This window comes from Bradyrhizobium barranii subsp. barranii (genome assembly GCF_017565645.3).
Classification (GTDB): Bacteria; Pseudomonadota; Alphaproteobacteria; order Rhizobiales; family Xanthobacteraceae; genus Bradyrhizobium; species Bradyrhizobium barranii.
In genome coordinates this window covers 1,628,081-1,654,378 of the sequence record NZ_CP086136.1, presented here as the reverse complement: position 1 = coordinate 1,654,378, position 26,298 = coordinate 1,628,081, and the positions used below count along the sequence as shown (strand labels likewise).

The following is a 26,298-nucleotide window of genomic DNA, read 5'->3' as shown; positions in this document are numbered from 1 at the left end:
AGAAGCAATGACGAATTGTTGAGGCGGCTCGCTCTACGACGTCTTTGCTTTCCCGCGAGGCCGCCGCTTGCAGGTGCCCGGCAGCTTCGCCGCGAGAAAATCGCCGAGCGCCTCGACGCGTGCGGGGCGCGGGCCGCCGGGTGGGGTCACCAGATGCACGGCGCCTTCGGCCTGCTTCCAGTCTTTCAGGATCACCTCGACCTCGCCGGACGAAATCGCCTCGCCGACGATGAACTCGGGCAGCTCGGCGATGCCGAGGCCGGCGATCAGCGCCGGCATCACCGCCTCACCGTTGTTGACGCGAAGCTGTCCGCCCGGACGGACGCTGGCCTGCTCGCCTGCCGAATTGGTGTAGTTCCAGACATTGGGCGTGGAGAGATAGGCGTAGCTGAAGCATTTGTGTTCGGCGAGATGCATCGGATGCGTCGGCCGGCCATGTTTCTTGAGGTAGGACGGCGCGGCCACCGTGAAGCGCGGCATGGTGAAGAGCCGCCGTGCGATCAGCGAAGAGTCCGGCAGACGCGCGATCCGCACCGCCATGTCAAAACCCTCGCCGATCAGATCGATCGTCGCATCGCTCAGATGCAGATCGACCGAGACCTCCGGATAGGTTTCGAAGAACTCCGGCAGCAACGGCGCCACCGCCTTGATCCCGAACGTCATGGGCACGGCGAGCCGGACCAGGCCGCGCGGCGCCACCGATTGCGCCAGCGCCTCGTTCTCGGCCGCCTCGCCGTCGACGAGCAGACGCGTGGCGCGTTCGGCGAGCTTGTGCCCGGCATCGGTCAGCGCCAGCCGCCGCGAGGTGCGGTTGAACAGCCGGGCACCGAGCCGTTCCTCCAGCCGCGTGACCGCCTTGGACACCGTTGCCTTGGACATCGCAAGTTCGCTCGCGGCCCCTGCAAACGACCGTAATTCCACGACTTTTGCGAAAATCGCGAGCGCCTCGAAATCGGGGAGTTTTGCCATGTGCGCAGGTCCAATTGGGGTATTTCGGGAAACAATGTGTTTCGACAGTTTCTATTTCTATACCATAGGCGGAGGCTTATCCAAGGGTCATCAGACATTCAGGAATGGAGAAATCCAATGACCAAGAAGCTCTCAGGCAAGGTTGCCCTCGTCACCGGCGGCTCGCGCGGCATCGGCGCGGCATCGGCCCGCGCACTCGCCGATGAAGGCGCGGATGTCGCCATCAGCTATGTCGCCTCGCCCGAAAAGGCCGAGGCGGTCGTCACCGAACTGAAGGCCCGCGGCGTCAAGGCCCGCGCTTTCAAGGCAGACCAGGCCTCGGCCAAGGACGTAACGCAGCTCGTCAATGACGTCGCCAGGGAATTCGGCCATCTCGACATCCTCGTCAACAATGCCGGCGTTGCCGCGGGCGGCGCGATCGACGATGCGAAGGCTGACACGGCCGCGCTTGAACGGCAGGATTCCATCAACGTACACGGCGTGATCGCGGCGATCCGCGCTGCCTCGCAATTGATGGGCGAAGGCGGCCGCATCGTCACCGTCGGCTCCATGCTCGCCGACCGCGCCTCGTTCCCGGGGCTTGCCGACTACGTCGCCACCAAGGCGGCCGTCGTCGGCTACACCAAGGGCGCGGCACGCGACCTCGGCCCGCGCGGCATCACCGTGAACGTGGTGCAGCCCGGCTCGATCGACACCGACATGAACCCGAAGGACGGCGGCGAGTTCGCCGAGACGCAGCGCAAGCAGCACGCGTTGCAGCGCTTCGGCCGCCCCGAGGAAGTCGCCGCCGGAGTCGTGTTCCTCGCAAGCCCGGAAGCCTCCTTCGTCACCGGCACAGTGCTCAACGTCGACGGCGGGTTCGGCGCCTGATCAAGGCGCCAGCCGTTCAACCCAAAGGATCACACAAAGGAATTACGCAGATGATCGAACTCAGACCTTTCGGAAAGCTCGGCGGTGCCGATCACGGCTGGCTCAAGGCCAAGCACCATTTCTCCTTCGCCAGCCACTACGACCCGAACAACATGGGTCATGGCGCCTTGCGGGTGTGGAACGACGACGAGATCGCGCCGAACACCGGCTTTCCCGCCCATCCTCACGCCAACATGGAAATCATCACCTATGTGCGCGAGGGCGCGATCACCCATCAGGACAGCCTCGGCAACGAGGGCCGCACCGAAGCGGGCGACGTGCAGGTGATGAGCGCCGGCAGCGGTGTTCGCCACTCCGAGTACAATCTCGAGCCGACCAAGACCCGGATCTTCCAGATCTGGATCGAACCGACCGCGCGTGGCGGCCAGCCGACCTGGGGCTCGAAGCCGTTTCCGAAGGCGGACCGCACCGGCAAGCTCGTCACCATCGCCAGCGGCGACGAGAACGACAAGGACGCCTTGCCGATCCGCGCCGATGCGCGGGTGCTGGCGACCACACTGAAGGCCGGCGAAACGGCTGAGTATTCAGCTCAGAAGTCGCGCCACCTTTATCTCGTGCCGGCGGCAGGCGCGGTCGAAATCAACGGCGTGCGCGTCAACGCCCGCGACGGCGCCGCGATCCGCGACGAGGACAAGCTGAAGATCACGGCGCTGGAAGATTCCGAGCTCGTGCTCGTCGACGCGGCCTAACAACGCGCTTCGTCATGGCCGGGCTTGTCCCGGCCATCCACGCCCCATCATGGGCGCACAAGAACCTGGATGCCCGGGACATCTAGCGCGAAGACGCGCTTCGCGCTTCTGCCCGGGCATGACGTCCCCACAAACAGTCAACATCGATCCCAACGGAGACCACCATGACCAAAGTTCTCGTCCTCTATTATTCCGCCTATGGCCACATCGAAGCGATGGCCAACGCTGTTGCCGAAGGCGCGCGCGAGGCCGGCGCCACCGTCGACATCAAGCGCGTGCCCGAGCTGGTGCCGGCCGAAGTCGCCAAGGCGTCCTATTACAAGGTCGATCAGGCAGCACCCGTCGCCAAGATTGAGGACCTCGTCAATTACGACGCAATCATCGTCGGCACCGGCACCCGTTTCGGCCGCATGGCCTCGCAGATGGCGAACTTTTTGGACCAGGCCGGTGGACTCTGGGCCAAGGGCGCTCTGCACGGCAAGGTCGGCGGCGCCTTCACCGCGAGCGCGACCCAGCATGGCGGCCAGGAGACGACGCTGTTCTCGATCATCACCAATTTGCTGCATTTCGGCATGGTCGTGGTCGGTCTGAACTATGGCTTTGCCGGTCAGATGAAGCTCGACGAGGTCACCGGCGGCGCCCCCTACGGCGCCACCACGATCACCGGCGGCGACGGCAGCCGCCAGCCCAGCGCCAACGAGCTCGCCGGCGCACGCTACCAGGGCCGCCAGATCGCGGAGACCGCCAAGAAACTTCATGGCTGAACTTCATGGCTGAGCGCAGTTAGGCTTTACGTACGAACGACTGCATGGCTGATGCGACGGGGGCGGCGTTCTCATTCGGGAGCGCCGCCCCATCTACGTGGTCAGGATATTTGACCAAAGCGATACGAATGGCTTTCGAACTCTTGTTGATCGCGCAGATGATCCGCAGGCCTGCGCAAGCATTGGCGCGGCGCTGGTATTGCCGCAGCCTGTTCCGCGCCTCACGCGGCCGGCTGCATTGCGCCGGGTGCGCCAAATCGTAAGGCGTGAGCGATCCGTTACGCCTGCGTGAGGTCGGCGTGGGGCTTGATTGAATCCGTCGGGACGGGCGCCGCCGCCGTCGAAAGCCACCAGCCCTCACCGGCAAACCAGCACGTCTCGTCCGGAGCGCCGCCTCTGCGCAGCGACTGTACGCTCTCCCATCCTTTCGCGAACGCCTCGGCCAATCGCCGGCCGGCATCCGCGTCCTGCAGTCCCGCGCAGCCGATGAATTGGGCACGACTCAGGAATTTCGCCGGCCAGACCGCGCCCTCGTCCGGGCGCGTGATCATCAACATGCCACCGAGCATGCCCTCCGGCGCCAGCGGAAACACCAGCCGGCCGCCGGGCCGCAGCGCATCGAGCCATTGCGTGGCCGGCTGCGCCGCGCCCGCACAGACATAGATCACATCCGCGCCCGGTAAATCGGACGCGATGCCCGAGCGATCTTCCAGCTCGACATGCGGGATGTCCTTCAGATTTTCGCGCGCGAATGCCGCCAGGCGTTCGTCGATCTCATAGGCATGGACACGGCCCGAAGGTCCCGCGAGCTCGGCGAGAATGGCGGTGTAGTAGCCGCTGCCGGCACCGATCTGGATCACCGTCTCGCCTTCCCGCACGCCGCAGCCGCTGAGCCAATAGGCGTGCGCGCCGGGCATCCCGATATTGAGGCCGCGCGCCGGATCCAGCGCCAGAAGCGTGTTTTGATAGAGGAAGGCGGGGTCATCGTCGGGCGTCACGACATAGGGATGGCCACCGACGGAGATCGACCACGGTCCGGGTCCGGCGAAGGGTTCGCGCCTGACCGTGCGAAAGGCCTGCTCGATACGGGGATCTGTCGTCTTGGCCGCAGCGCAGATCAACTGCGCATAGAATGCGCGATATTTCGCCGAACGATCTTCCATGTCGCCTCCGGAAAGCGGAAGTGACGATAGCACAACGCGCGCGATCATCGAAGCTCGGCGCAATCGAAGGCTTTGTGACAGCCCGGTGACGTGTCGATCGCGCGGGCCACGCCTCAACCGCGTTCGGTCTTCTTCCTGATGAGGTCTTTACCGATCGGTCGCGCCGGCTCGCTCCGCAGCACGAGCGAGGTCGTCACAGCGCCGAAGCCGGCGATACGATCCACGATCGTCTCCAGATCTTCCGGCGCCGGAACCAGCACCTTGAGCACGAAGCAATCATCGCCGGTCACGCGATGGACTTCAACGATGTGCGGAATCTCGCTGAACCGTTTGAGGCAGGTCTTGATGTGCTCATGCGACGTGCGCAGGCGGACCAGCGCCATCAGGCCGAGCCCTAGCGCGCGCGGATTGATGCGGGCGCCGTAGCCTTCGATAATCCCGGCTTCCTCGAGCCGCTTCACGCGCTCGGAGATGGCCGGCTGAGACAGCCCGACGGAACGGCCGAGCTCGGACAGCGGCACGCGCGCATTGGCCTGCAATGCCTCCAGGTCTTGAGATCCTTGGTGTCAATGCTTCCGAAGCGATCCAAGACAATTCTCCATTCCACCTTGAGATCATCGGCAGATGATCTCTTTCGCCGATGACTTGCCATGTGACGCAGCACCAAGACCGGCCACACTGCACGTGCATCTCAGATATCACGGGACGATCATGCACGACATCATCACCTTGCCCGGCCTCGGCGGCTCCGCAGAAGCTCATTGGCAGACACTCTGGGAGCGCAACGATACACGTTTCACGCGGTTTCAGCCGGCGAGCTGGGACCGGCCGGAGCTCGCCGATTGGGAGCAATCCCTGGAGCAGGCGGTCGGGCGCTGCGCGAAACCGCCGGTGCTGGTCGCACACAGCCTCGCTTGCCTGCTGGTGGCGCACTGGGCCACGCGCTTCCCATCCACGATCGCGGGTGCTTTTCTGGTCGCGGTGCCCGATCCCGATGGCGCCAATTTTCCCGCGGAGGCGGCTGCGTTCAAGCCGGTGCCGGACCGTACGCTGCGCTTCCCCTCACTCATCATCGCCAGCACCGACGATCCCTTTGGCAGGCTCGATAAGACGCAGCAGCGGGCGCGTGCCTGGAAGTCCGGTCTGATCGGACTGGGCGCCCTTGGCCACATCAATGCGTCGAGCGGGCTCGGCGACTGGCCGCAGGGTCGCGCGCTGCTGGACGCCTTCAGTGCCGGCCTTTCGAGATGACGCGGGTACGGACGGCCTCCGTCACCGCATCTTGCGTATCGCCCGGCTGGCGAAGGCGGCGAGCCTGGGATAGCGACGCAGGTTCTGCGCGGCATGGTCGCGCCATGCATAGGGAGCGCCGCGCCAGGACAGCGCGATGCTGACATCGGTCAATGCGACCTTCGCGGCGCCGAAGCGGCGCTTGTAGTCCTGGTTGCCGATGCTGAGATCGAAACGGCGCACGCCCTCTGCATGCAGCGCCGCCATGGTACGCTCGGTGACGAGCAGCCCCGGCGAGCAGTTCGACCATGAATCGCCGGCGTGGCTGATGCGCAGGAGGAAATAGCTCGCACCAAACCTGACGCCGAACGTGGTGGCGACGACGGCCTCGTCGCAGACCAGCGCCGAGATGACGGCATAGCCCTCCGCGATACCCTGACGGGCGACCTCGCGATAGAATCGGGCATGAGCGTCGTCGTTGAGGACGAAGCGCGAGCCGAGCTTTCGCATGCGGGCCTGCTGCTGGACATCCATTATGTCCAGCAGCTCCCGCGCACGCGCGACATCCACGGCGATCTCGAGCCGCGCGCCGGCATGACGGCTGAAGACCCGCCAGCAGCGTGGCATCTGCATGCGCTTGATCGAGGCCCGGTAGGCTTCATAGTCGTCGCCCGTCAGCACGAGATTGCCGTTGAGCGAGCAGGATCCGATCCGTCCGAGCGACACCAGCGGGTTCGGCTTGCCGCCGACATGGGCCGGCATCTTCTTCAGCCGCAGCAGATCGAAGCAGTCGGGCAAGGCGCGCACAGCGTCGACCAGCGCCCTGCCGATCGCATCCGTCGCCGCAGCGTCCAACGCGGCATCGAGCGCCAGGATCGGCGCGTTGTTGTCGGAGACGCCGAGGTCGGCGAATTCGACGATGCGGATGCCGCGCCTGATGTGGCTGATCATCGGCACCACCGCGATGTCCTTGCCGGTCGCGGCATCGGAGATCAATGCGATCAGCGGTGCAAAGCCGTGAAACGCCTCGTACCATGCGCCGAGCCAGTAACCGTGCTGGAATGCGGTGCGATGCCCCACGCTCAGGCGCGATGCGGCCTGCCGCCAGTCACGCACGAAATCGACAGCGATTCCCGACGTGCTGGACACAAGACCATCTGATTGCTCGACGCTGAGAAACGTCATCCGCGGGACATGCGATTACTGAATGTTTCCAGATAGATTATGTTTGTCGCAGACCACAAGTGACGTAACGGCTTATCGTTAAGCCAACATCACTATCGCTCCGGCTGCGACAAGCTGTCAGCGCTCCGGTTCCGTCTGTTCGACGCATTGGAACCTGGCGAGGAAATGCAGGCCAGCCACTGCAAGCGCGAACATGAACCAGATCGGGTTCTGCCGTTCGAGCTGGAAGGTCTCGGTGGCCCCGTAATACAAGCCGAACAGCCATACGGTGAGGAACAGTTTTGCCAGCGCGCGACTACGGTTGTGAGCCTGGGCCGACTGGAAATTGCCGAGCGGTGCGAGCACGAAGACGAGGATCACGAGCATCAGCCCCGGCAGGCCGATGGTGACCGCGAGGTCGAGATAGCTGTTGTGGCTGTGCGCGGCGGACGTCGCCCATTCGGACCCCTGAGCGGTCTGCCGCGCGGTCACGTCGTCCCAGAACGCCGCATAGCCGTGACCGATGATCGGCTTCTCGGCGACGGCCGCGAGCGCGAATTCCCATATGGCGGACCGGCCGGTGAAGGTGGGATCGAGGGGAAGCAGCCGCGTCAGCGCCCCGAGCGTCGGGCTCAGGACGCTGCCGACCGTCAGCAGGTTCATCACGATCAGCGGCACGAAGCAGATGAGCCGCTTCAGCCACAGGCCTGGCGTGACATAGACCAGCGAGGCGAGCGCGTAGATCGCAAGGCACAGCACCGTCGACGTCTTGCCGCCGGTGAAGATCAGGAAGATGCCGGCCAGCGCAGCGATCGCGGGACCCATCACGAACGACCCGACGCCGCAGAGGTAAATGCCGACATAGACCAGGATGGTCATCACGGGCGAAGCGATGTTCTTGTGGCCGAAGCTGCCGCGCCAGTCGCCGGCAAGCTGCGGCTCGGTGAGATCGAGCGCGGTGTGCATCGAATATTGCGGCGCGAGGAAGACGCCGAGATAGCACAGCACCAGCAGCACGAGCGCGGCTCCGCCTAGGCACAGATTGAAAGTCCGCTGTGTCGGCGGCAGCAATGGCAACAGCATGGCGAGCGACGTCACGCTGACCGCCAGCACGAAGCGCTGGATCGAAACGCCACGACTCTCGGAGAGGACGATGTTGATCAACAGCCAGCCGACGAGGCAAAGATGCAGCGGCGTCACCAGGCTCTTCAGCGCGGGCGCATCGGTGGCGGCGACGAACAACATCGCGACCGCAGCCAGCAGACCCCAGGATATATAGGTGAGCGCCATGCGCCCGCCGACGACCGTGGTCACATCCTCGTTGCGAAGGTCGGGAAACGGATCGAGCGTGATCAGCACCAGCAGCAGCGCCGCAACCGCGACGAGGCAGCGCGCCGCCTGCGCGGCATTCAGCCCCGCGAGCCCATCGTGCAGGACGCGGCCCAGCGTTCGGGTCTCCACGTCGGTCATGTCAGCGGCGCTGCGATCCATGGCTCAAGGCAGGTGATGAAGCCGGGGAAGCTTTGGGTCTAGCCCATCCTTGTTAAGCATCCGTCAACCAATAGGCCGGAGGCCTGCGTTGCCGCCTGCGGCCGCACGATGCTGCGCGCGATCTCGTAATATTGCAGCGCGCGCTGCTCCAGCGTGAGATTGTCGAGCACGAAGCCGCGCGGATCGAACGCATCAGCGGTGCACCCGGCCCAGAAACTGTCCAAGCCCGCCTCGAACCCCGCGATGTCGATGAACTTGGCACCGCAGCGGTCGTCCCAATACGGCACCGACGACACCGGTTCGAACTGGACGCGGTGCGGATAATAATCCGGGTCGCGCCACGGGCCGCCGGGATCCCATGCGAACACCGGCACGCCGCAGGACAGAGCCTGCTGATAGGCGATGCCCTGGCTTTCGTTCTGGCACAGGAAGATCATCGCGCGCGAGCGCGCCAGCGCGGCCTGATAGTCTTCTTCCTTGTAGCTGCCGTAGCGCAATTCCGTGAACGAGCGGCCCTCCTTGAGGAGGCGGGCGCGAACGGGCTCGATCAGCTCCGGTGCATAGCGCTCGCGGTCCCAATGGACCTTGTCGTAGATCAGGACGTCGACGGTCTTTTGCGTCGGCGCCGACGGCGCCCAGAGATCCGTGTCGATTCCGATCGGCCAGGCCTCCGTGTCGGGCCAGTACGGCCGGTACATGTCGACGTACCAAGGGCCGGGCACCACGACCTTCTTCACCGGCAGCCGCTTGAACAGATCAGGATCGTCCAGCGGATGATTGTGGGCGGCGACACCGAGCAGGATCGGATTCTTCCACGCGAACTTGTCGAGCAGGAAGGTGCGACCGATGATGCAGGCGAGTTCGTCGGGATGCTGCGCGATGTAGCCGTAGTCGTTGACGCGGTAACGGATGCCGAGCCGGTCGAGCCCCGCGCGGAGATTGAGGAACACGCGAAGCTGCCCGCTCATGCGCGGCTCGCCGAGCAGCATCCGGCGCGCCATGCGCCGCAGATGCCGATCGCCGGGAAACCAGCGATCGTCCTTGTCCTCGTAGAAGAGGTTGAGGACCATGGCATCGGGGTCGTGTTCGAACGTCTTTGCGGGCACTAGATCCATCCGCGGCAAACAGGTCCGCATTCTCGCATGGGACCCGCTGTCGCACTCTTCCAAATTTGCGACAGGCTTAATGCCCGCGGCTTAACGCTAATCTACGAAACCAGAAACACGCAGGCCTTCGCGACAACGATTTGGCATCATTCGCGGCGGGCCAATGTTGCGATTGATCGCCATGTCAGTCGGCAGATGCGCCCTGGTTAACAGACCCTTAAAGGCGAGCCGTGGCTCTGATCACCGCCGAAGATGTTCTCGATTTACCGGCTACCTCGCGCGTCGTTCCGGCGCCGCGTCTCCCGCTGCCGGCCAGCTCGTCCACATCGGTGTCGGTCGTCATTCCCGCCAAGAACGTTGCAGCCTATATCGGCGAAACCCTCGCCAGCGCACTGGCGCAAGGCGAGATCACCGAAGTGATCGTCGTCGACGACGGATCGAGCGACACCACCACGGCCATTGTCCGCGCCATTCGTGACCCGCGGCTGCGCCTGATGACCAACGACTCCGCCGGCGTATCCGCCGCGCGCAATCTCGGCGCACGATATGCGAGCGGCGAATGGCTGCTCTTCCTCGATGCCGACGACCGCCTGCGTCCCGGCGCGGTGGCCGCGCTGCTGGTGGCGGCCCGCAATGCTCCACGCGCGGTTCTCGTCTACGGCGACTACAACACGATCGACAGCGAGGGACGGCAGATCGGCCGGCGGGGCCTGCTGAAGGGACGCCGCAAGCCGTCAGGCGATGTGCTGGCGCGGCTCGCGGCCGGCAATTTCATCGTCAATGGCGGTATCGCGCTCGCACGTGCGGAGGCCTTCCGCGCCATCGGTGGCTTCGACACCTCCCTCAGATATTGCGAGGACTGGCATTGCTGGTGCCGCCTCGCCGCTATCGGCGAGTTCGAGTTCGCACCAAAGCTTCTGCTGGACTATCGCCTGCACACCGCCAACACCATGAATGCGGCCGTGCGGACGCCGAAGGACTTCTTCCCTGCGATCGCGCGGGTGTTCGACGATGGCTTGATCCTGGCGAGACTGCCCGAGGGCACGGCGGCCGGGCTGCGCCAGGCCGCCGAGGTCCATCTCGTCACCTATTCGGCGATGCAGGCCGTCCGCTTCGGCAGATATCGCGACGCCTTGGCTTATCTCGGGATGGTCGGCCGGCGCTCGCTCAAATCGCTGCCCCGCGCCGCGGTCAGGGTCGCCCTCGCCCGTTTGGGCATCTGACCCGCGTCACGATACGATTTTCGACGCTTCATAAGGCTTCGGTGCGAAGCCGAACGCTGCGAGCATAGAGCCAAGCGCGACCAGCGCGGGATGCATGGCGACGACGGCCTTCGATGTCGCGAGCAGACGGGCGGAACGCACCAGCGACAGCGGCAGCCGTCCGAGCATCTGCGCGAACACCCGCGCCCGCGCGGGCGCGCTTTGTGCGGCCTTGTACTGCACGCGATAATTGATGGCGCCAATACGCAGGCCACGCTTGGCGATCCAGCCGAGGCTGGTGCGGCTTTGCGGCACGGTCTCGGTGATGATCGCCTCAGCCGTCCAGTGGAAGATCATGCCGGCATCGCGGCACTGCACGAAGAAATCGCAATCGCCGCCGCCGAGGAAATTGAAGCGCAGGTCGAACGCGGGACGATCGAACCGCTCGAACGCCGCACGCGTGATCAGGCAGTTGCCACAGCCATAGATCAGCGGCACCGCGCCGCTGTAATCATAGGCGGGGCAGAAGGCGGGATGACGTGCGAGCCAGGGCTTGCTGTCATCGTCGAAGACCGGCAGCACCGGCCCGCCGACCACGTCGGCGCCGGTCGCCTCCGCGGTGCGAACCATCAGCTCGAGCCAGTCGGGCGAAGCGATCTCGTCGTCGTCGATCATCAGGAAGCGGGTCGCGGCGGGAAACAGCGCCTGGGCCGTCTCGAAGGCGGCGTTGATCGCCTGGCAATTGCCCTGCCGCTTCTCGACCAGGCAAACGCCCTGGAGCCGGCCGTCGGCCAGATACTCCGCGGCAACCGGCGCGCTTTCGCGCCCCGCCGCGTCGTTCTCGACCATGACCACCGCGAAGGAGCGCGGCGTGCGCTGGCTCACGAGCGAGTCCAGTGTCAGCCGCAGATGGTGGGGGCGACGGAAGCAGGGAATACAGACGACGATGCCGACCGACAGGTCGATGACGCAGGAGCTCGCCGCGATCTCCCGGTTGGGATCGCGCACGGCATCCGAGATCCGGCTGGCGGAAAGGTCTGTCGGGATCAGCGTCATGGCATCCTAGATGTCCGATATGTATTGAAAAAGCCCTGCGTCAATCGCGCAGTAATCGGCGCTGTCCTGCGACGGCACATCGCCGCGGGACATATCAGCCCCAAAATGAACGGCGGGCCCGAGGCTCGCGACGGCGCAACGCCGCCGATCTCCCGCCCTCCATACACTTAACCGCTTTTGCGCGTTTCTCCTGCAAGTGCCTGCATACGTGATAGTGCAATTCGCAGTCCATCACGCGGACAACAGCCCAACATGGACGATGCCGTAGTTAACGCCTGCCCGCATTAACCCGACCGTAAGCACCGCGACCGGTGAAGCGGCGCGGCACCGGATTTGCTCTTCGGGCATGCGAGATTTTTCCTGTAAATTTGAGTCGAACAAGCGCGGTCAGAAAAAATGAACAAGCCAGCCTCGATCGATTTCGCGACAGCCACGGCGATCCAAATCCCAACGGCCACGGCACGCACCCAGGCGCTGCACGATCTGGTCCCCGGCGAAGCCCGCGACAGCCTGCTCGCCGTCCACGACGTGCTCCGCCGCGAGCTGCCGCAGGGCCAGCTCGCCACCTACGAAGCCGGCGGCGGCTCGTGCAGTGTTCTGCCACCGGAGCTGCTCAACCGCAGCAAGGTCACCGTCGTCGACATCGACGAGGACCAGGTCCGCAACAACACTTACGCGGACGAGGCGATCCTCGGCGACGTGCAGACTTACAGCTTTGGACGCGAAACCTTCGATCTGGTGATCTGCTACAACGTGATCGAGCATCTGCCCCATGTCGATGCCGCGCTCCTGAATTTCCGCGACGCGCTCAAGCCCGGTGGAATGATCCTGATCGGTGCACCCAATCCGCGCTCGCTGTCGGGCGTCGTCACCAAATACTCGCCGCACTGGTTTCACGTCTGGTTCTACCGGAATATCCGCGGCATCAAGGATGCCGGCCTGCCCGGCGAGCCGCCGTTCCCGACCTTCTTCCATCCGCTGGTGACGCTGCCGCGGCTCGAAGCATTCGCCGCGGCCAACGGCCTCGAGATGATCTACCGCCGCGAGGTCGAGAGTCCGCGCTATCCCGAGATGCGCCGGCGGAAGCCGCTGTTCGCCGCTCTGGTCGATGCCGCCGCCGCCGTGATGAACGCCGTGCTGCCGGGCGGGATCGACGTTCGCCGCGGTGATTACCACGTCATCCTGCGGAAGCGCTGACAATCATGACACGCGCGCGGTCCATCGCAGGACGAGCGAAGCCTTGCGGCCTCGCTGCGCGCGGTAACGAACCGTTAATCCCTTGGGGACCTCAGCGTCATCGCGACGCGTCGAAGAGTGGCATGCGCTTAAACGCTTTGTTTGCCATTTCGGTGAATAGTCCCTCAATGAGTATGGTTAATTTTCCCTGTTGCGTTGATTGGGCACCTATATCCCGGGTGCGTGGCGTAAAGCGAAGAGTAACCCCTCAGCCCGCGGTCGTTGGAATGAAAGCTGGGGACTATGCTTGACTACAACCAGCCGATAGATCGGGCCGGACCGGAGGCCCCGCAGCAGAGGCCTCAGACCGGCTTCAACGTGCTGGAGCTCGTCAATCTGCTCTGGCGGCGAAAGATCGCGATTGCCGCTGCCGCGCTCCTCGGCGCGACGCTTGCCGTCACCGCGGGCAAGAGCGTGACGCCCCGCTACACCGCCACCGCCCAGCTCTACGTCGACCCGCGCGAGCTTCAGCTCGTCGATGCGAGCTCACGCCGCGCGCCCAGGACGTCTCCGGCATGGCCATGGTGGTGGAGAGCCAGGCGCGCCTGATTACCTCGAACAGCGTGCTGCTCCAGGTGATCCAGCAGGCCAATCTGGACAAGGATCCCGAATTCGGCGGCGGCGGTGATGCCAGGAGCCTGATGTCGTCGCTGCTCGGCCTGATCGGCCTTCAGCCCCGCGCGCCCTCCGCCGCGGAGACGAAGGAAGTGCAGCTCGCGGCACTCGACGCGCTGAACAGGCACATCACGGTCCGCAAGACCGAGAAGAGCTTCATCGTCGACATCGAGGTCTGGTCGACCGATCCGGCGAAGGCGGCGATGCTCGCCAACACGCTGACAAATGCCTACCTCGCCGAATCCCGCAACTCGCAGGCTTCGGCCGCTCGACGCGCCACCAACGATCTCTCCGGCCGCCTCAAGGAGCTGCGCGAGCGGCTGCGCAGTGCCGAGACCGCGCTCGCCACCTACAAGGCCCAGAACAATTTCGTCGGCACCCAGGACGCGCTGATCAGCGACCAGCAGCTCTCCGCCAGCAACCAGCGGCTTTCCGCGGCCCGCGCGGCGACGATGGACGCACAGGCGCGGCTCGACCAGATCGAGGCGAGCCGGCGCACCGCTGCCGATGCCGGCGCGAATTCGGAAGCGCTGCAATCGCCGACCATCGCGAACCTGCGCGCGCAATATGCCGACGCGCGCAAGAAATATGCGGAGCAGGCCGGCGAGCTCGGCCCGCGGCATCCGGCGCTGCGCCAGACCGAGAAGCAGGTCGAGGATCTCAAGCGCACCATCAACGAAGAGATCGATCGCTTCGCGCAGTCCGCCAAGAACGATCTGACGCGCGCCCGCGACTTTGAAGCCTCGCTCAACCGGGCGCTGGAAGCGCAGAAGCGGCAGAGCGTCCAGCTGAGCCAGGCCGCCGTGCGCCTGCGCGAGCTCGAACGCGAGGCCGATGCCAGCCGCGACGTCTATCAATCCTTCCTCAAGCGCTCGCGCGAGACCGAGGAGCAGGAGACCCTGAACACCTCGGCGGCCCGCGTCATCGGCGAAGCCACCGTGCCGCAGCGGCGCTCGTTCCCGCCGGCGATGAGCATGTTCGCCATGATCGGCTTCATCTTCGGCGCGCTCGCTGCTGCAAGCTGGTTCGTCGCGGCCGAGCTGCTGTCCGCCGGTGCGACCGCGCCGGCAGCGCCCACACCGGCCCGTCGTGAGCGCACGCCGGCACCGCGGCCTCCGCGCGCGCCGGAGGTTTCACGGACACCGGAGGTAGCCCAGCCGCAGCCGGCTCCGCGAGCTCCGGAAATTGCGCAATCTCTACCGAAGCTCGCCGCGCCATCGCTGCAGCCGGAGATGGACGAAAACACGCTGATCGGAAAGCCGCTGATCGCGCGCCTCCAGGAGGCAGACGTCATTCACACGCTCGGCGCCATCCTCGCCACCGGCGGCGGCGTCGATCTGACCCGGCTGGGCTGGCCGACGCTGCGCCCCGGCTTTCCGCTGACGACGCTGCTCAACGCCTGGCGCGACATGCGCACTGCCGTGGCCCGGCGTGCCGGCGGCAAGGCCATGCCGGTCATCGCGCTCGTCGGCGCGGGCGAGACCACCGGGCGCAGCGTGACCGCGCTGAATTTCGCACTCGCGGCCGCGCGCGACGGCGCCCGCGTGCTGATGATCGATGCCGATCATCAGGCACACTCGCTCTCCAACAAGGTGAGCCGCCCCGGCAAGAGCGAGCCGAGCCGACTCGGCTGGCTCTCGATCGGCAGCAAGGCCGCGCGCGAGATCAAGACGGTCAACGGCGTCTCGGTGCTGCCTGCCGCCGATGGCGATGCCGGCAAGGCGACTGCGGGCATCCGCAAGGCCATCGAGCAGGCGCGCGCCGCCGGCGGCTACGATCTCGTGATCCTCGACGGCCCCGTGACGCCGCTTGGTGCGGCCAGCCGCAAGCTGCTCGACGACGCCGACGCGCTGGTGGCGGTGCTGCCGACCAGCCTCGACATCAACGACGGCCTGGAAGAAATCCTGAACACGCTCGGTCGCGCCGAGCGCAAGCTCGTCGGTGTCGTGCTCGACGAGCTCACCCCCGCAACTCAAGCGCGCCAGCGAGGCAGACAATATGCTTGAGCGCCGCGTCAATCTGGACGGCCGGGCCGCAACCGCCGACGTGCCGCGGATCGCTATCGGCGGCCTTCGCATGGCCGCGCTCGACCTGGAAGCAACCGCTGATTTCATGATCGAGGCGACCGATCCCGACAATCGCATCGGCCGTCCGCTGCACCTGACCTCGGCCAATGGCGAGGTGTTGGCGCGCTGCTCGACCGAACCAGAGACCGAACGCCTGTTCCGCGGCGCCGACCTCATCAACGCCGATGGCCAGCCGCTGGTCGCGGCGTCAAAGCTGCAATCCTGGTTTCCGCTGCCGGAGCGCGTCGCCACCACCGATTTGTTCCACGTGGTCGCGCGCAAGGCCGAAGCCGTCGGCCGCACTTTCTACATGTTCGGTGCCAGCGAGGAAGAGAACGCCGCGGCGGTCGCGAATGTCCAGCAGTTGTATCCAAACCTCAAGATCGTCGGGTACAGCCACGGCTATCTGCGCGGCGACGCCCTGCGCGCGAAAGTCGAGGAGATCAACGCGCTCGCCCCGGATTACCTCTGGGTCGCGCTCGGCGTGCCCAACGAGCAGGCATTCGTCGAGCAATACACGCCGCTGCTGACCAATGTTGGCGTTATCAAGACATCCGGCGGCTTGTTCAACTTTTTATCGGGCAGCCGATCCCGCGCGCCGCAATGGATGCAGAAGATCGGACTCGAATGGGCCTGGCGCACATGGCTCGAGCCGCGCCGCCTGCTCTGGCGCTATTTGACCACCAACCCTCGCGCGCTCTATCTTCTCTTCAGCCGCAAACGGCCTTCCAATCGCTGAGAGAAGAGTAGAAGACGACATGACCGACCGACCGACCGTCCTCGTCACAGGGGGCGCGGGCTATATTGGCTCGCATGCCTGCCGCGCACTGTCTGCCGCCGGCTATCAGCCCGTCGTTTATGACAATCTCTCGACAGGTCATCGCAGCTTCGTCGCCGGCCCGCTGGTGACAGGCGACCTGCTCGACGGCGCCGCGCTGGCGCGCGCCTTCGCCGACCACAAGGTCACGGCGGTGATGCATTTCGCGGCGGCAAGCCTCGTCGGCGAGTCCATGACCGACCCGCAGAAATACTACATCAACAACGTCCAGGGCACGCTGTCGCTGCTGCAGGCGATGCGCAACGCAGGCTGCCAGCGCATCGTGTTCTCCTCGACCGGCGCCGTCTACGGCAACGCCGATTCCAAGGAGCTGCCGGAGGACTTCCCCTGCGCACCGATCAATCCCTACGGCGCGTCGAAATGGATGATCGAGCGCATGCTCGCCGATTATCGCGCAGCCTATGGCTTCGGCGCGTTCTGCCTGCGCTATTTCAACGCCAGCGGCGCCGACCCGGCCGGCGGCATCGGCGAGTTGCGTGACAACGAAACGCATCTCATTCCGCGCGCCATGATGGCGCTGCAGGGCCATGTCGACTTCGCCGTGTTCGGCGACGATTACGACACGCCCGACGGCACCGCGATCCGCGACTACATCCACGTCACCGACCTCGCTGCGGCGCATGTCGCAGCACTGAAGCTCCTGGAAACGGGGCATGCCGGCGGCAGCTTCAATCTGGGCACCGGCTCAGGCTTTTCGGTCCGCGAGATCCTGAACGCCATCAGGCAGGAGACCGGGCGCGAGGTGCCGCACACCATGAAGCCGCGTCGCGCCGGCGATCCCACCTATCTGGTCGCCGATGCCTCCGCCGCGCGAAAGGTGCTGAACTTCGTGCCGCGCCATTCCGATCTAAAGACGGTGATCCGGACTGCCTGGGCCTGGCACCAGACGGCGCATCCGCTCAGGTCGCGCTAGACACCCGTATTACGGCTTGCCGGTCGGGCCCCCGAGCGGCTAAAGAGATGATCACAGCCGGCGGCGGCGCATGTCCCGACCGCCGCATGTTGCTCTTATGGCCGCCAATGGAAGCGGCATGTGAGGCTCCGCCAATAGCGCGAGCCTGTTCTTCACAGCGAAGGCCACGATCGAGTCCGGGCATCGGCCTGCTTTCAGGCGCGGCCCAGGGAGCACGGAGCGAATGCATCAGGCCGCAAGCCTGCAATTCGAACGCGTGATGGACGAGCTCGTCCTATGGCACGCCGTGCCGGAGGATGAACGCTCGCCGGCACCGGCCTGGTGGTGGGGACCGGCGATGGCGGTGGTCGACGCGCACGAGCCGATGCGACAGGTGTGGTGTTGTGAGCTAGGCCTCGGCGAGGGCTCAAGCTTTGCCGAAGGTGCGCATGCCCTCCTCGAGCTGTTCGCCGAGCAAACCTCGCAGCCCTGGCCGGATGATTTTCCGCGCAAAGCGGACATCAAGCAAGACAACGTCCGCGAGCTGCACCCGCAGCCGTCAGATGACAGCGCGTTTCAGCCGTAACGCCGCGGCTTCGGTCGCAGCGAGGTCCGGCTCCGGCTGGAGCGGCGGCGCGACAGGCAGCTCGATCGGCCGCAGCAGCTCGGCCATCTGCCGCGCCGGCACCGGCTTGGAGATGAGGAAGCCCTGCATCTCGTCGCAGCCATGGGCGCGCAGGAACGCCTCCTGCTCGGCGTTCTCGACGCCTTCGGCGACCACGGTCATGCCGAGCGCCTTGCCCATGCTGATGATCGCCTGCGCGATCGCCTGGTCCTCCGAATCCTGCGGCAGGTCGCGCACGAAGGAGCGGTCGATCTTGATGGTGTCGATCGGAAAATGCTTCATCAGCGACATGGACGAATAGCCGGTGCCGAAATCGTCGATGGCGAGGCGGATGCCGCGGCTCTGGATGGCGTCCAGCACTTTCAGCGCGCGACCGACATTGCGCATCATCATGCTCTCGGTGACCTCGAGTTGGAGCAGCACCGGCGACATGCCGGAGGCCGCCAGCGCCTCGTCGACGTCCTGCAACAGATGTTCGTCGACAAACTGCCGCGGCGACAGGTTGACCGCCATCGACACCGGCAACAGGCCGCGGCGCTGCCAGGCCATGGCCTGCGCGCAGGCCTCCTTCACCACCCAGCGGCCGATCGGCACGATCAACCCGGTCTCTTCCGCAAGCGGAATGAACTGCGCCGGCGAGATGCTGCCGAGATCCGGGTGCGTCCAGCGCAGCAGCGCTTCCACGCCGGTGATCTGGCCGGTCTCCATGTCCACCTTGGGCTGGTAGTTCAGCGAGAACTGCTCGCGCTCCAGCGCCCGGCGCAGCGCGCTCTCGAGCGACAGCCGCTCGATCGACTGCGTCTTCACCTCCTTGGAGAAGAAGCGATAGCCGTTCTTGCCGTCTTCCTTGGCGAGATACATCGCCATGTCGGCGTTCTTGGTCAGCGTCTGAACGTCGGAGCCGTTGGCCGGATACATCGCGATCCCGATCGAGGCTGTGGTGTGGCATTCGTGGCCGGCCAACTCCATGGGCTCGGCGAGCGCCACGAGCAGCCCGGTCGCGATGCGCTGGACGTCGTCGATCTCACCGCACTGGTCGAGGATCACCACGAACTCGTCGCCGCCGAGGCGTGCGACCACGTCGGTTTCCCGCAGCGCGCCGCGCAGCCGGCTCCCCACTTCGAGCAGGAGCAGATCGCCGGCCTCATGGCCGAGCGAATCGTTGATGACCTTGAAGCGGTCGAGATCGATGAACAACACCGCGAAACGATGATCGTGGCGCTGAGCTTCGTCGATCGCCTCCCGCAACAGCCCGTTGAAGGTCTCGCGGTTCGGCAGGTCGGTCAGGCTGTCATGCGAGGCGAGGTATTCGATCCGCTCGTCGGCCTCGTTCTTCTCGTCGGCGCGATCGAAATTCTCCATCGCGAAGGAGACGTTGTCGGCGAGGCGCTGCAACAGCTCGACGAACTCGGCCGTGAAAGTCTCCTGCTCGGTCGACATGTAGATCATGACGCCGACGGGCTGGCCGTGCGTGATCAGCGGGAACGCCGCGCCCGAGCGCGTGCCGTCACCTTGCAGGACGGCATGGAAAGCGCTCACACGGCTGTCGTTGACATAGTCGTTGCTGACACAGGGCTGCCGGGTGCGGAACGCGGTGCCGCTCATGCCGCGCCCCTCGGGCCGGTCGGCGTCGATGGAGAGACGAACATTCCTCGTGGTCTCGGCGGACGGCCCTGCGGCCGCGACGATCGCGAGCTGGTCGCTGTCGGCCTTGGCGAGCGCAATGGTCGTCGAGGTGAACTTGCCGCCGGTGGACGCGGCCTGACACACCAGCTCGAACAGCTCGGTGCGGGACTTGGCCCGCACGATCGCCTCATTGGTGGCGCTCAGCGCGGCGAACATGCGCGTCAGGCGCTCCTTCTGCGCCTCGGCCCGTGACCGCTCCTCGGCCCGGGCGAAATTGTCGAGCGCAAAAGAGACGTTCTCCGCGAGGCGCCCCAGCAACTGGATGAGGTCGGGCGTGAAGGTGCCTTCGTCCGGCGAAAGGAACAGAAGGACGCCGACGGCATTGGTGCCGTTCTTCAGCAGCGGGAAGCAGCCGCCGGATTTCGTCCCTTGATCCCGCGCGATTCGACGCCAATGCGTCGCACGAACGTCCGTGAGGAGCTCGTTCGCGACGCAGGGGGCCTTGGTGCGAAATGCGGTGCCGGCGAGCCCGCGTCCTTCGGGCTCATCGGCGGACGTCGCGAACCGCCAGTTCTCGACGTGACTGCGGCACTCGCCCTTGGTGACGGCGATGTCGAGATAGCGCCCCGTCGGATCGACCAGGGCGATGGTGGCAGACGTGAACGTGCCGCCGAGCACGGCGGCCTCGCACACGGCTTCGAACAACTCGGCGCGGGACTTCACGCGCATGATCGCTTCGTTGGTCGCGCTCAGCGCCTCCAACATGCCCCGAAGACGGTTGCGCTGCATCTCGGCCTTCGCCTTCTCGTCGGCGCGATCGAAGTTCTCGAGCGCGAAGGCGACATTGGCCTGGAGCCGTTGCAGCAGCTCGACGAATTCGGGCGTGAACGTGCCGCGTTCCGGCGAGTTGAAGAGGAAGACGCCTTCGACGCTGTCGCCATTGAACAGCGGCAGCGCCGCGGAGGAGCCGATGCCGTTCCGACGAGCGTTGGCCGCCCAGGGCGCGATCCGGTCGTCGGACTGCACATCATTGCTGATGCAAGGCTGGCGCGTGCGGAAAGCGGTTCCCGTCAGCCCTCGGCCTTCAGGCACCTGGTCGGACGTGGAGAATTTGAAATTTCGGACCATATCCGCGTTCGGCCCGTAGCAAGCAACGACGCGAAGCAGCTCGGCATCGCGATCGACGAGCGCGATGTTGGCCGAGGTGAACTTGGCGCCTTTCGCCGTCGCTTCGCAAACGAGGTCGAACAGCTCGGCCCGCGAGCGTGCGCGCAGGATCGCCTCATTGGTCGCGCTCAGCGCCGCGTACATGCGCGCCAGGCGGTCTTCCTCCTCGGCGATCCGCGCCTTCTCGGCCTCCCGGTCGAAATTGTCGATCGCGAAGCAGACGTTCTCGGCAATGCGCAGCATGAGTGCGACGACCCCCTCGTCCTTCGCCCAGGACTTGCTGAGGAAGGACAGGATGACGCCGATGCTCTCGCCGTTCCGGATCAGGGGGGCCGCGATGCAGGCGGCAACACCCGTGTTGAGATTGGCCTGCTCCCACGGCGTTCCCCTGGTGCGACGCGCGAGATCGCGTTCGACATGGGGCTTCTGGGTTCGAAACACCTCGCCGGAAATGCCGCGACCATAGGGATTCTCGGGGTCGACGGAGTAGTGGGTCCGGGCCACGATCTCCAGATTCTCGCCGGTGCCGGCGACAGGCTTCAGCCAATGCGAGTCCGGCTCCTTCAGGAGAACGAAGGTCGCTAGCGACTTGCCGCCGTGCACCGAGGCGTCGCACACGAGCTGATACAATTCCCGCTCGGTCTTCGCACGCAGGATGGCTTCGTTGGTCGCGCTGAGCGCGCCAAACATGCGGTTGAGCCGCCGCGTCGCAAGCTCGCTGGTCTGCCGCGCGGTCTCGCGCGCGAAATTGTCCAGCGCATAGGAGATGTTGGCCGACATGCGCTCGAACAGCGACACCATCTGCTCGTTCAGCGAGCCGGCTTCCCTGCGGGTCACATACAGCACGCCGACGCTCTTGCCGTTGCAGAGCAGCGGCAGCGCAGCCGCCGCGCCGATGTGGGCCTTGGCTGCGCCCTCGCGCCACGCCAGCGAGCGAGGATCATTCAGGTAATCGTTGCTGATGCTCAGCTTCTGATTGCGAAAGGCTTCGCCGCCGACACCCGCTCCCTCGGGCGTGACGGAGTCAGTCGTGATCTCGAGCGAACGCAGCCGCGCAACGTCATCGCCGCAACCGGCCGCAAAGCACAGCCGCCGGCCATCCGGCCCCACCAGGAAAACCGCAACGGCCAAAAAGTCTCCGCTCGAAAACCCGGCGTCGCAGACCTTCTGGTACAGCTCGTCCGGCGATTTCGCGTAAAGGATCGCTTCGTTGATGGCGCTCAACGCTGCAAAGGTGCGCGCGAGGGTCGTCTGCACGGTCTCAGCTCCCGGGCATTTCTGCCTAATTCTCCCGGGTGCTTTATGAACGGCGACGGCCTAAGTGGTCGTTATTGCGCGCTGCAAACCCTCGATCAAAGTGAACGAGCTGCGAACGGCCGGCGCCAAACTGTCGGGAATGCCGCCGCACGGGAGGATTCTCCGGCCAAAGGCGCGCTCTCGTCACGAATTTGCAGCCCTGTATTGGTTTACGGGAGATTGATATCGCTCCCACGCTTTGAGACGATGGCTCCCAACAAGCAGCCCGTTAAGGGCACAATACCGAGGGAACACCATGCCCATCGTCAAGGCCGACCGCCTCACGCTCATCAGCGCCGCGCTGCTCCGCGCCGCCGGAGCTTCCGACGAAGAGGCCGATGCGGTGGCCACGGGCTGCGTCAACGCCAACCTCGCCGGTCACGACTCCCACGGCGTGATCGCGGTTCCGACCTACATCGACCGCATCAAGGCCGGCCACATCGTGCCCGGCGCCAAATGGACCATCGTCCAGGAATCGCCGACCACGACCGTGATCGACGGCCAGTGGGGGTTCGGCTTCCACGTCAACGCCAAGGCGATGGCGCTGACGATCGAGAAGGCGAAGACGGCGAACGTTGCCGCCTGCACCGTATTCCGGCAAAGCCATGTCGGCCGCCTCGCCGCCTATCCTCTGATGGCGATGCGCGAAGACATGATCGGGATTGCGACGGCGGATTCCGGCCGCTCGCCGAAGCACGTGGCGCCGTTCGGGGGCAAGGAGGCGCGGCTCGGCACCAACCCGATCTCGATCGCGGTGCCGTCCGATCTCGACGCGCCGTTCTATCTGGACATGGCAACCTCGGCGGTTGCGGCCGGCAAGATCCAGCTCGCGGTCGCCCGCGGCGAGGAGATTCCGACCGGGTGGATCATCGATGCCGAGGGACGGCACACCACCGACCCCACGCAATATCGCAAGGGCGGCGCGCTGCTGCCGCTCGGCGGCACCGAGGGCTACAAGGGCAGCGGCCTCGCCGCCATGGTCGAGGTGCTGTGCGGCCTGCTGACCGGTCTCGGCTTCGGCGTCGAACCGACCGGCCGTCACAATGACGGATGCTTCATGGCGGTGTTCAACGTCGCCGCGTTCCGTCCGCTGAAGGATTTCAAGCGCGAGGTCGCCGAATTCGCGCGCTATCTGAAATCGACGCCACCCTCCGAAGGGAGCAAGGGCGTGTACTATCCCGGCGAGATCGAGGGGTTGCGCGAGCAGCAACGCTTGCGCGACGGCATCGAGATCGAGGATGCGACCTGGGAAAAACTGCGCGCGCTGGCGGGCGAGTACCGGCTCGATACCGTCCTCGATCTGGCCTGACGGAATTTGGGAGAACAGTATGACGCGGCAGATGGTACTGGTCGGCTTCCTCCAGGCGCAGAACTGCACGAATTTGCCGAGCTCGTGGCGGCATCCGGACTCGCGCGACGATTCGATGTCGGCGGACTATTATCAAGAGATCGCGAAAATCCTCGAAGCCGGCAAGTTCCACATGGCGTTCTTCGACGATCGGCTGGCGATGCCCGACCGTTACGGCAACGATCATGCCCACACCGTCGAATACGGCATCCGCTGCGTGAAGATGGATCCGCTGATCGTGCTGACCACGATGGGCATGGTCACCGACAAGCTCGGCCTCGGCGCCACTTGCTCGACCACCTATTACGAGCCGTTCGACGTTGCCCGCCGTTTCGCGACCCTCGATTTGATGTCCGGCGGGCGCGCGGGCTGGAACGTCGTCACCTCGCTCAATGACGGCGAGGCCCTCAACATGGGCCGCGACTCCCATCCCGAAAATGATTCGCGCTACGACCGCGCCGACGAATTCATGGAGGTCGTGCTCGGGCATTGGGACACCTGGGAAGACGGCGCGCTCATCATGGACAAGAAGAGCGGCCGCTTTGCCGATCCGGCCAAGGTGAAGCGGCTCGATCACAAGGGGGCGGCCTTCAAGTCCCGTGGCCCCTTCACCGTGCCGCGCTCGGACCAGGGCCATCCCGTCATCATCCAGGCCGGCGCATCCGGCCGCGGCCAACGCTTTGCCGGCCATTGGGGCGAGGTGATCTTCACGGCTGCGCGCAATCTCGCTGGTGCCAAGGAAGGTTATGCCGCCGTTCGAAACGAGGCAGCCAAGGCTGGCCGCGATCCCGATCAGATGCGCCTTTGCAATTTGACGACGCCGGTCTGCGCCGCGACCAAGGCGGAGGCCGAGGACAAGATGGCGCTGATCAACAAGCTGCCGCTCGAGATCGACGCGCTGTCGCTGCTTGCCGAAGCGCTCAATTACGACTTCGCCTCCAAGGACCTCGACGAGCCGTTGACGACGGACGATCTGAAGAGCATGCAGGGCATTCTGGGCCTCCGCGACGGCGTGCTGAAGAATTCCGGCAAGAGCAATCCGAGCGCGCGCGACTTCGTCACCTTCTCCGGCCGCGGCCAGGTCCACGACGCCATGGTCGGCGGTCCCAAGGAGATCGCGGACAGGCTGGAAGAGATGTTCGTCGAGCGTGGCTGCGACGGCTTTGTCATCGCCGCGACCTATGTGCCCGGCTCCTATGCGGACTTCGTGCAACACGTCGTGCCGGAGCTACAACGGCGCGGCTTGTTCCAGAAGGAGTATCGGGGCAAGACACTCCGCGAAAATCTCGGGCTGAAGCGGCCCACGGCCGGCGCCTGGAAGGTGCAGCCGCGCGATGCCGCGGAATAACAACGAGGACAGAGCATGCGCTGGCTGAAATTCACTGTCTCGGACAAGACCTCCTGGGGAATTGTCGAGGGCGACCAGGTGATCGCGGTCGACGGCGATCCCTTTGGCGAATGGCAGCGCACCTCGCGCACGCATCCGCTGGCGCAGGTTCGGATCGAGCTGCCGCTGATCCCGCGCACCTTCTATTGCGTCGGCTTGAACTATCTGAAGCACCTGAAGGAAGCCGCCGACAAGCGCGGCGAGGTGCCGGCCGTCCCTGATAGACCCGAGATCGGCTACCGCGCCCAGAACGCGCTGATCGCGCATGACGAGGACGTCGTGATCCCGTCCTTTGCGACGGACAAGATCCACTATGAAGGCGAGCTCGTCGTCGTGATCGGCAAGAAGGTGAAGCATCTCACCAAGCAGAATGCGATGGATTGCGTGTTCGGCTACACCATCGGCAACGACGTCAGCGAACGCAGCTGGCAGAAGGCCGACCGCAGCCTGTGGCGCTCGAAGAACGCCGACACGTTCAAGCCGATGGGCCCGTGGATCGAAACCGAGGCCAATCTGGCGAAAATGGAAACCGTCGTCCGGGTCAACGGCAAGGAGACCAACCGCTTCTACACCAACGACATGATCTTCGGCGTGGTGCCGTTCCTGGTCGAGCTGACCAAGTACTTCACGCTGTGGCCCGGCGACGTGATCTGGATGGGCACGGACGGCGCCTCGCCTGACATCGGGCACGGCGACGTGGTGGAGATCGACATCACGGGCGTGGGGACATTGCGGAACAGGTTTGTGCGGGAGCAGCGGTAGTAGAGGTGCCGTAGGGTGGGCAAAGCGAAGCGTGCCCACCACCTTCGCAAATCGAGGCGAGATGGCGGGCACGGCGCAAGCGCGCCTTTGCCCACCCTACGGCACCACGGCACTTCCCGCGCAATCAAAACGGCAGCGCCACACTCGTCTTGATCTCCTTCAGCACCACGTTGCTGCGGACGTAGCGGATGCCGGGAATGCGGAACATGAACTCGTCGAGGAACCTGTTGTAGGCCGCCATGTCCTGCACGACGACGCGCAAATGATAGTCGGCGTCGCCCGTGGTCGCGAAACACTCCAGCACTTCGCGCCGCGTGGTCACCCGCGCGACGAACTCGTCGACGAATTTGGCATCGTGCCGCTCCAGCGAGACATGCAGGATGGCCGACATCGCAAAGCCCGCCTGCTCGCGCGCGATCAGCGCGGCATAGCCCTGGATGACGCCGGCCTCCTCCAGCGCACGCACCCGGCGCCAGCACGCCGAGGTGGACATGCCGACCTCGTCGGCGAGCTGCTGGTTGGTGGCGCGGCCGTCCGTCTGGAGATGGGCGAGAATCCGCGCGTCCTGCTCTTCAATCATGGAAGCCCCCGATTCGGTAACTTCTACCGAATTATGCCATCTTCCGCAAAATTTTACCGAATTATCGATCAAGACAGGGTGAATAGGCAAGACCTA

The 26,298-nt window shown here is 65.1% G+C and carries 21 protein-coding genes and 1 pseudogene; 13 read left to right on the top strand and 9 right to left on the bottom strand.

Going from position 1 to position 26,298, the window contains the following annotated elements; all coding sequences use genetic code 11:
- Window positions 1-33 precede the first annotated feature (33 nt).
- Window positions 34-969, bottom strand: coding sequence for a LysR family transcriptional regulator (locus tag J4G43_RS08040; protein WP_208084461.1), 936 nt, complete (start codon window positions 967-969; stop codon window positions 34-36).
- A 117-nt stretch (window positions 970-1,086) separates the two neighbouring features.
- On the opposite strand from J4G43_RS08040, the gene J4G43_RS08035 reads away from it, so the two are divergent.
- The 3 genes from J4G43_RS08035 (at window position 1,087) to wrbA (ending at window position 3,352) form a co-directional block, all read left to right on the top strand.
- Window positions 1,087-1,839 (top strand): SDR family NAD(P)-dependent oxidoreductase, encoded by a 753-nt coding sequence (locus tag J4G43_RS08035; RefSeq protein ID WP_028147961.1) that lies wholly within the window; start codon window positions 1,087-1,089, stop codon window positions 1,837-1,839.
- A 50-nt stretch (window positions 1,840-1,889) separates the two neighbouring features.
- Window positions 1,890-2,588, top strand: coding sequence for a pirin family protein (locus tag J4G43_RS08030; RefSeq protein WP_208084460.1), 699 nt, complete (start codon window positions 1,890-1,892; stop codon window positions 2,586-2,588).
- Window positions 2,589-2,752: 164 nt separating this feature from the next.
- Window positions 2,753-3,352 carry an NAD(P)H:quinone oxidoreductase gene (wrbA, locus tag J4G43_RS08025; protein WP_208084459.1) on the top strand — a complete coding sequence of 200 codons (600 nt, stop codon included), beginning with the start codon at window positions 2,753-2,755 and terminating at the stop codon, window positions 3,350-3,352.
- Between the two features lie 278 nt (window positions 3,353-3,630).
- Here the strand turns inward: wrbA and J4G43_RS08020 are convergent, their stop codons facing one another.
- Window positions 3,631-4,515: a protein-L-isoaspartate O-methyltransferase family protein gene (locus tag J4G43_RS08020; RefSeq protein ID WP_208084458.1), complete on the bottom strand. Its 885-nt coding sequence runs from the start codon at window positions 4,513-4,515 to the stop codon at window positions 3,631-3,633.
- 113 nt (window positions 4,516-4,628) lie between these two features.
- Window positions 4,629-5,063, bottom strand: coding sequence for an Lrp/AsnC family transcriptional regulator (locus J4G43_RS08015; RefSeq protein ID WP_208089265.1), 435 nt, complete (start codon window positions 5,061-5,063; stop codon window positions 4,629-4,631).
- A 163-nt stretch (window positions 5,064-5,226) separates the two neighbouring features.
- Here J4G43_RS08015 and J4G43_RS08010 point away from each other — a divergent pair, with 163 nt between their 5' ends.
- Complete coding sequence (locus J4G43_RS08010) at window positions 5,227-5,766, top strand: RBBP9/YdeN family alpha/beta hydrolase (RefSeq protein ID WP_208084457.1); 540 nt, start codon at window positions 5,227-5,229, stop codon at window positions 5,764-5,766.
- A 21-nt stretch (window positions 5,767-5,787) separates the two neighbouring features.
- Here the strand turns inward: J4G43_RS08010 and J4G43_RS08005 are convergent, their stop codons facing one another.
- From J4G43_RS08005 to J4G43_RS07995, 3 genes are all read right to left on the bottom strand, one after another.
- Window positions 5,788-6,930: a GNAT family N-acetyltransferase gene (locus J4G43_RS08005; RefSeq protein WP_208084456.1), complete on the bottom strand. Its 1,143-nt coding sequence runs from the start codon at window positions 6,928-6,930 to the stop codon at window positions 5,788-5,790.
- A 117-nt stretch (window positions 6,931-7,047) separates the two neighbouring features.
- Entirely contained in the window at window positions 7,048-8,400 is a 1,353-nt protein-coding gene (locus J4G43_RS08000) for an O-antigen ligase family protein (RefSeq protein WP_208084455.1), read from the bottom strand.
- A 38-nt stretch (window positions 8,401-8,438) separates the two neighbouring features.
- Window positions 8,439-9,506 carry a glycosyltransferase gene (locus J4G43_RS07995; protein WP_208084454.1) on the bottom strand — a complete coding sequence of 356 codons (1,068 nt, stop codon included), beginning with the start codon at window positions 9,504-9,506 and terminating at the stop codon, window positions 8,439-8,441.
- 236 nt (window positions 9,507-9,742) lie between these two features.
- Between J4G43_RS07995 and J4G43_RS07990 the strand changes: the two genes are divergently transcribed.
- The gene (locus J4G43_RS07990; RefSeq protein ID WP_208089264.1) at window positions 9,743-10,729 is read left to right on the top strand and encodes a glycosyltransferase; all 987 of its coding nucleotides are present in this window, start codon (window positions 9,743-9,745) and stop codon (window positions 10,727-10,729) included.
- A gap of 6 nt (window positions 10,730-10,735) precedes the next feature.
- Here J4G43_RS07990 and J4G43_RS07985 read toward each other — a convergent pair whose 3' ends face one another.
- Window positions 10,736-11,764 carry a glycosyltransferase family 2 protein gene (locus tag J4G43_RS07985; RefSeq protein ID WP_208084453.1) on the bottom strand — a complete coding sequence of 343 codons (1,029 nt, stop codon included), beginning with the start codon at window positions 11,762-11,764 and terminating at the stop codon, window positions 10,736-10,738.
- Window positions 11,765-12,160: 396 nt separating this feature from the next.
- Between J4G43_RS07985 and J4G43_RS07980 the strand changes: the two genes are divergently transcribed.
- From J4G43_RS07980 to J4G43_RS07960, 5 genes and pseudogenes are all read left to right on the top strand, one after another.
- Window positions 12,161-12,961, top strand: coding sequence for a class I SAM-dependent methyltransferase (locus J4G43_RS07980; RefSeq protein ID WP_208084452.1), 801 nt, complete (start codon window positions 12,161-12,163; stop codon window positions 12,959-12,961).
- Window positions 12,962-13,243: 282 nt separating this feature from the next.
- Window positions 13,244-15,621: pseudogene (locus tag J4G43_RS07975) on the top strand (exopolysaccharide transport family protein).
- Window positions 15,614-16,420 (top strand): WecB/TagA/CpsF family glycosyltransferase, encoded by an 807-nt coding sequence (locus J4G43_RS07970; RefSeq protein ID WP_208084451.1) that lies wholly within the window; start codon window positions 15,614-15,616, stop codon window positions 16,418-16,420. The pseudogene J4G43_RS07975 and the gene J4G43_RS07970 overlap by 8 nt, the downstream one beginning before the upstream one ends.
- A gap of 19 nt (window positions 16,421-16,439) precedes the next feature.
- Complete coding sequence (gene galE, locus J4G43_RS07965) at window positions 16,440-17,432, top strand: UDP-glucose 4-epimerase GalE (protein WP_208084450.1); 993 nt, start codon at window positions 16,440-16,442, stop codon at window positions 17,430-17,432.
- A gap of 223 nt (window positions 17,433-17,655) precedes the next feature.
- Window positions 17,656-17,997 carry a hypothetical protein gene (locus J4G43_RS07960; protein WP_208084449.1) on the top strand — a complete coding sequence of 114 codons (342 nt, stop codon included), beginning with the start codon at window positions 17,656-17,658 and terminating at the stop codon, window positions 17,995-17,997.
- Here the strand turns inward: J4G43_RS07960 and J4G43_RS07955 are convergent.
- A complete protein-coding gene (locus J4G43_RS07955; protein ID WP_208084448.1) occupies window positions 17,971-22,086 on the bottom strand; it encodes a bifunctional diguanylate cyclase/phosphodiesterase in 4,116 nt (1,371 codons plus the stop codon). The two genes, J4G43_RS07960 and J4G43_RS07955, sit on opposite strands and share 27 nt — an antisense overlap.
- A 295-nt stretch (window positions 22,087-22,381) precedes the next feature.
- On the opposite strand from J4G43_RS07955, the gene J4G43_RS07950 reads away from it, so the two are divergent.
- Genes J4G43_RS07950 through J4G43_RS07940 form a run of 3 tightly spaced genes read left to right on the top strand, consistent with a single transcriptional unit; the run spans window position 22,382 to window position 25,622 of the window.
- Entirely contained in the window at window positions 22,382-23,434 is a 1,053-nt protein-coding gene (locus tag J4G43_RS07950) for an Ldh family oxidoreductase (protein ID WP_208084447.1), read from the top strand.
- A 19-nt stretch (window positions 23,435-23,453) separates the two neighbouring features.
- The gene (locus tag J4G43_RS07945) at window positions 23,454-24,821 is read left to right on the top strand and encodes an LLM class flavin-dependent oxidoreductase (protein WP_208084446.1); all 1,368 of its coding nucleotides are present in this window, start codon (window positions 23,454-23,456) and stop codon (window positions 24,819-24,821) included.
- 15 nt (window positions 24,822-24,836) lie between these two features.
- A complete protein-coding gene (locus tag J4G43_RS07940; protein ID WP_208084445.1) occupies window positions 24,837-25,622 on the top strand; it encodes a fumarylacetoacetate hydrolase family protein in 786 nt (261 codons plus the stop codon).
- A gap of 124 nt (window positions 25,623-25,746) precedes the next feature.
- On the opposite strand, the gene J4G43_RS07935 is transcribed toward J4G43_RS07940, so the two are convergent.
- Window positions 25,747-26,202, bottom strand: coding sequence for an Lrp/AsnC family transcriptional regulator (locus J4G43_RS07935; RefSeq protein WP_014491864.1), 456 nt, complete (start codon window positions 26,200-26,202; stop codon window positions 25,747-25,749).
- Window positions 26,203-26,298: the final 96 nt, after the last annotated feature.